The sequence below is a fragment of the Candidatus Hydrogenedens sp. genome (genome assembly GCA_035378955.1).
Classification (GTDB): Bacteria; Hydrogenedentota; Hydrogenedentia; order Hydrogenedentales; family Hydrogenedentaceae; genus Hydrogenedens.
This window is the reverse complement of record DAOSUS010000116.1, coordinates 1-6,418: the sequence shown is the minus strand read 5'-3', so window position 1 is coordinate 6,418 and position 6,418 is coordinate 1. Positions and strand designations below refer to the sequence as shown.

At 34.2% G+C, this 6,418-nt stretch carries 4 protein-coding genes; 2 read left to right on the top strand and 2 right to left on the bottom strand.

Annotated elements, in window-relative coordinates:
• Window positions 1-372 (top strand): septal ring lytic transglycosylase RlpA family protein (locus PLA12_14155; GenBank protein ID HOQ33631.1); only part of this gene is annotated, 372 nt, incomplete at its 5' end.
• A 7-nt stretch (window positions 373-379) separates the two neighbouring features.
• Here PLA12_14155 and ileS read toward each other — a convergent pair.
• Both ileS and PLA12_14145 read right to left on the bottom strand, forming a co-directional pair.
• A complete protein-coding gene (ileS, locus tag PLA12_14150) occupies window positions 380-3,790 on the bottom strand; it encodes an isoleucine--tRNA ligase (protein ID HOQ33630.1) in 3,411 nt (1,136 codons plus the stop codon).
• Window positions 3,791-3,894: 104 nt separating this feature from the next.
• Window positions 3,895-5,601, bottom strand: coding sequence for a hypothetical protein (locus PLA12_14145; GenBank protein HOQ33629.1), 1,707 nt, complete (start codon window positions 5,599-5,601; stop codon window positions 3,895-3,897).
• A 167-nt stretch (window positions 5,602-5,768) separates the two neighbouring features.
• Between PLA12_14145 and raiA the strand changes: the two genes are divergently transcribed.
• A complete protein-coding gene (gene raiA, locus PLA12_14140) occupies window positions 5,769-6,344 on the top strand; it encodes a ribosome-associated translation inhibitor RaiA (GenBank protein ID HOQ33628.1) in 576 nt (191 codons plus the stop codon).
• Window positions 6,345-6,418 lie beyond the last annotated feature (74 nt).

Here is a 6,418-nt window from a genome sequence, read left to right as displayed (position 1 = left end):
TTCCCGATGTTAGCAATATTATTACTTTCAACACAGCCCATACAGCCTTGTATTGAGGGAATAGCCTCTTTTTATACCACGGCACAGACAGGCTTCTTGACTGCGTCTGGTGAACACTTAAAGGACCATGAATATACCTGTGCAATGCCTTTTGGTACTTTTGGTGATTATTACCTTATCGTTGACGAAATCACAGGGAAATCTGTAATTTGCAAGTTGAATGACCGTGGTCCCTATATAAAAGGGCGTGTAATAGACCTTTCCCATTCGGCTATGAGGGCATTAGACCGTAGAAAAGGTTTAATAAAGGTAAAAGTTTACCATCTTGGAAAAGGACCTTATATAACAGGTCCGGTGAAATTAGTTCGGTAATATTTTTTTAATTCACAGGTTCTAAGAATAAGCCTACGGGAATATCATCAATAGCGATTTGTTTCATTTCAGGCTTTTCTTTATCCGATATAGTGATTGTGTTTGCTAACACTTCCCTTGCAAGCATATCTTTATATTCAGAAAATGCATTTTTAAGCGAGTTGTCATTTGTGACTAATGTCAAAACAATCCTTTTATCGTAGGGGAGTTGCTTTGCCTTGCGAAGTTCCTGTATTTCTCTGATTATATCGCGTATCCAGCCTTCTTTCTTTAATTCTTCCGTAATTGTAGTTGTCAAGATAACTACCATATTTTTCCCTTGAGAGGCTGTAAAACCTTCTTTAGGTATGAGCTTTACACTTAAATCTTCTTCTTTGAGTGAAACCTTCTCTCCTTCTATGTCCAGTATATATTCACCATTTGTGGTAATGTCATGATATATTATGGCTCCATTTGCAGAGGATAGTGCTTTTGCGAGTGATTTTACTTTACTTCCTAATTTAGGTCCTAAGAGTTTATAATTAGGTTTTATTTCATAATTAACATAGAGTTCTGGCTGGTCTGAAAATTCAATTTCTTTAATATTTAATTCTTCTTTAACAATTTCTATGTAAGAAGCGACTTTTTCCTTTAATTCGGGTGAGGATAAAACTATTTCGCATTTCGCCAGAGGTTGACGAACCTTGATGTTGGATAAACGACGGGCACTTAACCCTAAAGTTACTGCTTCTCTCGCAAGAGCCATATTTTCAAGTAAAACATTATCTATTTCATCCGAGTTAGCAATTGGATATGTAGATAAATGGACACTTTCCGTAGCTGTTTTTAAGGGCTTTGTAAGATTTTTCCATGTGATTTCAGAAAAGAAAGGAACAAAGGGGGCTGCAATTCGTGCAAGATTAATTAGACATTCAAATAGTGTCCAGTAGGCATCTGCTTTTTGTTCCGTCCACACACTATCCCAGAAACGAGGTCTGCTTCTACGAACATACCAGTTTGATAAACCCTCCAAAAAGTCAAAGATAGCCTTGGCGGATGGATAGGTTTCATATTGGTCAAGGGCATTTCGAACCTGAACAATAGTCTTATTCATCTCGTTTAATATCCAGCGGTCTAATTCACACCGTTCATTCCATTGCCGATATGCTTTTACGGGGTCAGTTGGAGGAGTAGCCATATCTTCCTTAACATCCTGAGGGTTGGACGAAACATCCTGTAGTAATTTCAAAGGAGCCCCTTCTGCAGTAAAACCATCTAAATTAGCGTAGATTGTGAAGAAACTATACACATTGTACCAGCGGATTAATAAATCACTTTGTAGTTCTTCAATAAGTTTTTCCTGAAATCTTGTTGTTGTGGTAGGGGAGTTTTTAGCAACAAAACTCCAACGCAAAGCATCCGCACTGTATTTATCAAAGACATATTTTGGCTCTTTATAATTTTTTAGCCTTTTTGATAATTTATATCCATCTTCACCTTGAATATGACCTAAACACACACAATTTTTAAATGGGTGTGGATATTCCTTTTTATCCCCAAAAAGCATGGTGCTGATTGCTAAAAGTGAATAAAACCAACCTCTTGTCTGGTCAATTGCCTCACTAATAAAGTCAGCAGGGAAATTCTCGAAAAATATTTTTTCAGAGTTTGGTTTATGAGGGTATCCCCATTGAGCAAAGGGCATACAACCTGCATCAAACCAGCAGTCTATAACCTCTGGCACCCTACGCATCCGCGAATTGGGGTCTTTGGGGCTTTGATAAGTAATTGCATCTATATAAGGCTTATGAACCTTCAGGTTATCGTTTAATTCTGGATTTGCCTTCTTTGCATTTTCCCACACTTCTAAACCTTGAACACCGGGTTTTGAAAGCAATTCTTCGTAAGATGAAATACATTCCATATAACCTGTTTTTTCACAAACCCAGATGGGTAGCGGTGTTCCCCAAAATCTTTCACGAGATAATGCCCAGTCAACATTTGTTGCAAGAAAATTTCCAAAACGACCATCCCGAATATGTTCGGGTTGCCAGGATATTTTCTGGTTATTTTTCAAGAATTCATTAATAAATTCCGAAGTTTTTATAAACCAACTTTGACGAGCATATTGAATAAGGGGGTCGTTATCAGCACGAGGACAGAAAGGATAGGCATGGCGAAATTGTTCCTGTTTTAACAGTTGACCTCTTTCTTTTAATATTCGAATGATGGATTTATCCGTATCTTTACAAAACTTTCCACTTAGAGGTTCACCCGTATATAAATCTTTTTCTGTAACTCTTTCGTCAAATGTTCCATCTGACTTAACAAAACAAAGAAAACCTATCCCTTGTTCTTTACATACTTTATAGTCATCTTCACCAAAAGCAGGTGCAATATGAACCAGACCTGTACCCGTTTCTATATCTACGAAATCTCCTGCTATGATAATCCAATGTTTTTCGGAAGGACCTGTTCCTTCAATATTTTGGGGTATATCAAATTTAAATAAAGGTTCATAAGATAAACCAACCAAGTCCGTTCCTTTAAAAGTCTTCTCAATTTTAATATTTTCCCCTAATACAGATTTTGCTACAGCACTGGCAATAATAAACCACTCTTTATTGCCATCTTTTTCCATTTCTATTAATGCATATTCAATATGAGGACCCACGCAGATAGCACAGTTACTTAAAAGTGTCCATGGGGTAGTCGTCCATATCAGGAAACTTACCTTATCGCTTTCAGCAAATCCCATTTTTTCTTTGCTCTCTTTTGTTAGTGATATACGAACTGTTATAGAAGGGTCATCGGTTTCCCTATAACCTTCCCCTACTTCACCTGCAGATAAGGCTGTTCCCCCTTGAGCCCACCACCAAACTACTTTATAACCGCGGTAAAGCAATCCTCTGTCGAATAGTTGCTTTAATGCCCACCATACACTTTCTACATACGATTGATGATAGGTAACGTACGCCTGTTCGAGGTCTACCCAGAAGGCAATTCGTTCGGTCATTTCTTCCCATTCTTTCTGATAACGGAAAACCGAATCGATACAGGCCTTGTTAAAGGCTTCGATACCGTATGCTTCTATAGCAGATTTACCACCGTCTATAATTCCCAATGTTTTACAAACTTCAATTTCAACGGGAAGACCGTGAGTGTCCCAACCTGCTTTTCTTTCGCAATAATAACCATCCATTGTCTTATATCGAGGGAAAATATCCTTTATAGTTCTTGTAAGACAATGCCCCGGATGTGGCAAACCATTAGCCGTCGGAGGACCTTCATAAAATACGAATTTTGGAGCATTTTTTCTCTGCTCTAAACTTTTATGATATATCTTCTTTTCTTTCCAAAACTTAATAATTTCTTGTTCTGCGTGAGCAAAATTAAACTGTGATGAGGGGACTACATCATCAAATACTTTCTTTTTCATTTTTACACTCCGAAAAAACAAAAATATTCTGTTTTTAATAAATTTAGGGGACAAAAAAGAGATGTTGAATATAATACCAAAAACTAAACGATAATATCTATAAATCAATGTTTTTCAGTTATAAGTCGCCATTCACTTTGATATTTTTCGTAAAGACCAAATACTTCTATAGGAATTTGTTTTTTTATATCTTCGATATCTGGTGATTCCGGGTTCAAAAATATAGCAGTATCCAGATAGCATACTGCGGGCTTCCATAATTTTTTTTCTATGAAATATTTCGTTTCCTTTATAAACATTTTTGATAATTCTTTTTTAATATTTTTATTTTCATAATCATTCACGTTAGCCAAATTATATTTCTTGAATATCGGTAATATTTCATTTTTCAGTATTTGGGGACTTATAAAATCTTTATCTCCCCAGAGGTCTGTCCAATATAATCTCCCATCATAGCCAGAAGATAACGCATACCATCCTAAATTTTTCCATCGGGCAATTTGATGCCATTCACGATTTAAATATATCGGGGAAAGATTCAGAACAAAGTAAAATATTACTATAATTAGTAAAAGCACCTTCTTTAAGTATTGGTTTGAAATATATTTTTCAAATGGATTTTCTTTGTTTTTTACATAGAAATTCAGTAATCCCATAATAGAACACCAGAATAAACATCCTGTTGTGATATATCGTGATGATAAAGCCTGTCCTAATCCCATACCTGACCTTCCAAATGCAAGTAATACTCCACTAAATAGTGCAAATAAAGAAAGACTTTTCCAGAAGAAATATTCATCTGCATTTGAGTTCGTAATTCTTTTTTCTATCAATATTTGTTTATCATTTTCGAACTTACAAACATGAATATTATCAACAATTATCTTTTTTGATTTGTAAAGCAAAAATATCCATAAAAAAAGCCCGGTTATTCCAAATAAATAAGATATTACACCTATCTCAGGTAACTTGTTTCCGTGCCATGGGGGTGTAAATAAAAAGCCCGATAATGGACTACCTATATAAAGAATGAAATATAAAAATTTATGTAAGAATCCCATATCTACATCAGTTTTTGAAATAGAAGGGGTGTGATAGTTTGTGAAATAAAATGATATAACGGCTACAGCGAAAAGTAACCATATAAGAAGAAGCATATAATTTTTGCGTGCTTTTACTATTTTATAAATTAAAAGTGGTAAAGAAATAAACCAGATTAATAATCCATTTGCAAAAGAATATGAGGCTGATGTTGTTAATATGGCACAAATAAGTAATGTTAAAACATTCATCGGATATTTAAGCATGACAAATAGAACTAAAATGCATAGTAGATTTGTAAAAAACATCATAAGTTGCAATCCCCAAACCCAATTTTCCATCTGAGACCATGAAAATAGCAATAGAGACATATAACAGAGATTAAGAAATTTTATTGTGTCATTTTTTGAATGGTCTGACTGCATGTAATCTGTTTTTTTTTCGTTATTGGAAATTATTACATACGCAAGAATTAGAAATTGGGCAATAACAAATATCAGACTACAATAAAGAATAGAGAATTCATTCCAGGAAGTTATTTTTGCTAATCCCAGAGTAATAATTCTTGGAAAAAAAGGTCTATGATTATTTTGCAGGAAAAACAAATCCGTTATAGAAAGCGTTCCCTGACTTAATTTATCATATAGAGGAAGATATAATATTTCATCCCAATAGGGAAAATGGTAACCATATTTATATATGAGGATAGCAGTAGTTATTAGAGGGAATATTAGCCCAATGAAGCAAATAAAACATTTCGTATATTTCATATAGGAACCTCTTTAATTTTATAGGTTATTCTTATGATTTTATTTACTGATTATAAATGTGTGACTTATAGAAATTCCATCGTTTGAACTATTTTTTTATCCTTTGGTATTATTTTGCGTTAAAATATAAAAAGAAATAATAAATTACATAAAGGAGTGATACATCAATGAATGTAAAAATCACAGGTAGACACATGGAAATGTCCGATGCGTTGAAGAGTTATATTGAGAATGCACTCAATAAGTTAACCCACCATTTCGATAAAATTATAAATGCAGATGTGGTGCTGGATGTGGAAAAACATAGACACATCTGTGAAATAAATATAAATGCAAATGGTATGCGGATACATAGTAAAGAAATATCCAATGATATGTATGCATCCGTAGATGCAGTTATAGAGAAATTAGACCGACAAGTTCGCAAATTTAAGGATAAAATAAAGAATCACAAACCACGCAGTTATGAAGAAACACGGAAATATAAACATGTAATCCTTGAGGTTAAAGATGAAGTTGAAAAGAAAGAAGGTGTTCCAGAAGAAGAGGTACCTTTAATTCCTCATGAGATTATACATAGAGAACAAGTTGCGTTAAAGCCGATGACGGTTGATGAGGCGTTAATGCAGATGCAACTTTTAGAGGAACCTTTCCTTGTATTTATTAATGTTGATACTTCACAAGTAAATGTATTGTATCCAAGGGGAAATAATACTTACGGATTAATAGAACCACAATTTTAGTTATATTTATAATATAATAATAAAAAATTAATAATATTAAACAGGATTGGTTCTCTCAATTAGTGAGATTAATG